Raw genomic sequence first — 2,512 nt, 5'->3', positions numbered from 1 at the left:
TGACCCTCTCCTCACGAAAGTGGGAAACCGTATCGGGGACGGTCGCGTGGTGGCGCTCATTCAGGGCTTTCTCAAGCAAGACATCATGGAAAACATGAAGCGGTGGACGCCGATCTCCGGTAGTCCTCAAGGGGCAGTGGTCACTCCACTTACGCAAAAGGTAACTTCCAGTTTGAGCGTGTAGTGACGGGCTGGCGGGGCAATCCCTTGCTTGACTTGCGTCGCAAGAGGTAATATGTTTACGACATATGCCTCGATCGACCAAAGCGGACAAGGCTCGGCAGTTGAACGTAGCGCACGGCCTGCTCGAGCGCAACATTGCTCTGCCCGAGGCTGCGCAGCGTCTGGCGCGGAAGTTTGGTGTGTCACTGCGTCAAGCCTATCGCTACCTCGAAGAAGCAGCCGAGCTCGACGAGCCAGTCGAGATTGCCGAGGCGACGGTGCCGATCACACTCAAGCTGCCGCCGGCCACGGTGCGTGTGCTGCGGGCGTATGCGAGAAGCAGTGGCCTGACCATCGGAGTGATCGTGACCCGCGCGCTGGACGCCTTTCTAGGTGCGCTAAGAAGGCATGGCTGAGCGGCGTGCAAGGCGCGACTCGCTTCAAGTCCATCTCGACTATGCGTTTGATCGACTGCGTGAGTCGAAGCTGGCACAGGCATACGACATTTTGGTGTCTGGGCGGGAGCGCCTCGTCGGTGCGCGAGTAAGGGAGAATGTGTATGAGAATAGCGGCGATCTACGCACGGGTGTCGTCGGAGCAGCAACGCGAGGAGCGCACCATTGCGAGCCAAACAGCGGCGCTGATCGAATTCGCGAAGAGCCACGATTTGGAGGTGCCGAGGGAGTGGGTGTTCGAAGACGAAGGCTTTAGCGGAGCGACGCTAGAGCGGCCGGGACTCGAACGGGTGCGGGATCTCGCTGCCGAGGGCCAGATTCAGGTCGTACTCGCCTATGCGCCGGACCGACTGAGCCGCAAATACGCGTACCAAATTCTGCTGATTGAAGAGTTCGCTCGGCATGGGGTCGAGACTCTCTTTGTGAAGGCACCACAGAGTGCGAGCGCCGAGGATCAACTGCTGGTTCAGTTCCAGGGCATGATCGCCGAGTACGAGCGGGCGCAGATCCTGGAGCGGTCCCGCCGCGGCAAGCGGCATCGGGCCCAATCCGGCGAAGTTAGTGTGTTGAGTGGTGCGCCGTACGGATATCGGTATATCCGAAAGACCGACGAGGCGCCTGCCTCGTATGTGGTAATCGACGCGGAGGCCCGGGTGGTGCAGCACGTCTATGAGATGTACGCCGTCGATGGGCTAAGCATGGGCGAGATCGCACGTCGTCTCAATGCCGAAGGTATCCCCACCCGCAAGCAAAGCGCCCGCTGGGAGCGCTCAGTGGTGTGGGCCATGCTGCGCAATCCCGCCTATCGCGGGGCAGCCGCTTTTGGCAAGACTCGAGTCGCCGGCCGAATTCGCGTCACGCGGGTGCTGCGCCGGCGCGGTGGAACCGTGTCCAGCAACAGTATCGGCCACGAGCGGCCGCAGGAGGAGTGGATCGAGATCCCGGTGCCCGCACTGGTGAGCGAGGAGAGCTTCGCCCGAGCCCAGGAGCTTCTCTGCGAGAACAAGATACGATCGCGGCGGCGCACCATCACGCCGAGCGTGGTGCAGGGGTTGGTCAGCTGCCAGAAGTGCGGTTATGCATTCTCCCGCACCTCGACCTACACGAGCGCGCGCAAGCTCCATTACTACAAATGCATCGGCTCGGACAGTTGGCGAAAGCTGGGTGGTCCCGTGTGCGATAACCGCATGGTGCGGCAGGATCTGCTTGACCAGATCGTCTGGACCGAGGTGATCCGATTGCTCGAGGATCCAACGCTGATTCAGCACGAACTTGATCGCCGCCTCGCTGCCGCGCGCTCGTCCGATCCAACCAAGAAACGCGAGCAGAGCTTGCACAGGGAACTTACCCGTGTCGGCAAAGGCATTGAACGACTTCTCAACGCCTATCAAGAGGAGCTATGCTCGCTCGAGCAACTACGGGAGCGCATGCCTTTGCTGCGGCAACGCGAGCAGACGCTGCGCGCCGAGTTGCAGGCGATCGCTGACCAGGCTACCGATCGCGCCACGTTTTTGCGCCTTGCCGAGACTCTTGCGGCGTTCCTCGGCCGCCTGCGCAGCGCCGCCGACACCCTTGACGTCATTGAGCGCCAGCGAATCGTGCGCCTCGTCGTCAAGGACATTCTCATCGGGGATGACACCATTGTCATCCGGCATTGCATCCCCATCGGTCTGGCCCCGCCGCATGGCGGCCCGGCAACCACCAGTCACACCCATGATCCGCCAGGCGGCCAAAGTTACCTTTTGCGTTCGGGGAGTGGTTAGTCCCTTACTCGCAAATATTTACCTTCACGAGCTGGACGTTGAAATGCGCGAAGCCGGGTTGGTAATGGTGCGATACGCCGACGATGCCGTGGTGTTGTGTCGCAGTCGAGAGGAAGCGGAAGCCGCGCTCGC

The 2,512-nt window shown here is 61.4% G+C and carries 4 protein-coding genes; all 4 read left to right on the top strand.

From position 1 onward, the window contains the following. A partial coding sequence (locus VES88_11670; GenBank protein ID HYN82154.1) for a hypothetical protein occupies positions 1–184 on the top strand: 184 nt, incomplete at its 5' end. Positions 185–248: 64 nt separating this feature from the next. Further along, positions 249–578, top strand: a complete 330-nt coding sequence (locus VES88_11665) for a hypothetical protein (GenBank protein HYN82153.1) — start codon at positions 249–251, stop codon at positions 576–578. 143 nt (positions 579–721) lie between these two features. Then, on the top strand, positions 722–2,380 hold the full coding sequence (locus VES88_11660) for a recombinase family protein (GenBank protein HYN82152.1): 1,659 nt from the start codon (positions 722–724) through the stop codon (positions 2,378–2,380). Then, on the top strand, positions 2,301–2,512 hold a 212-nt coding region (locus VES88_11655; protein HYN82151.1), incomplete at its 3' end, for a reverse transcriptase domain-containing protein. The genes VES88_11660 and VES88_11655, both read left to right, overlap by 80 nt.

It is taken from the genome of Gemmatimonadaceae bacterium (assembly GCA_035633115.1).
In the GTDB taxonomy this organism is placed as follows: Bacteria; Gemmatimonadota; Gemmatimonadetes; order Gemmatimonadales; family Gemmatimonadaceae; genus UBA4720.
The sequence above is the reverse complement of the archived record's forward strand: the minus strand, read 5'-3'. Positions and strand labels throughout refer to the sequence as shown.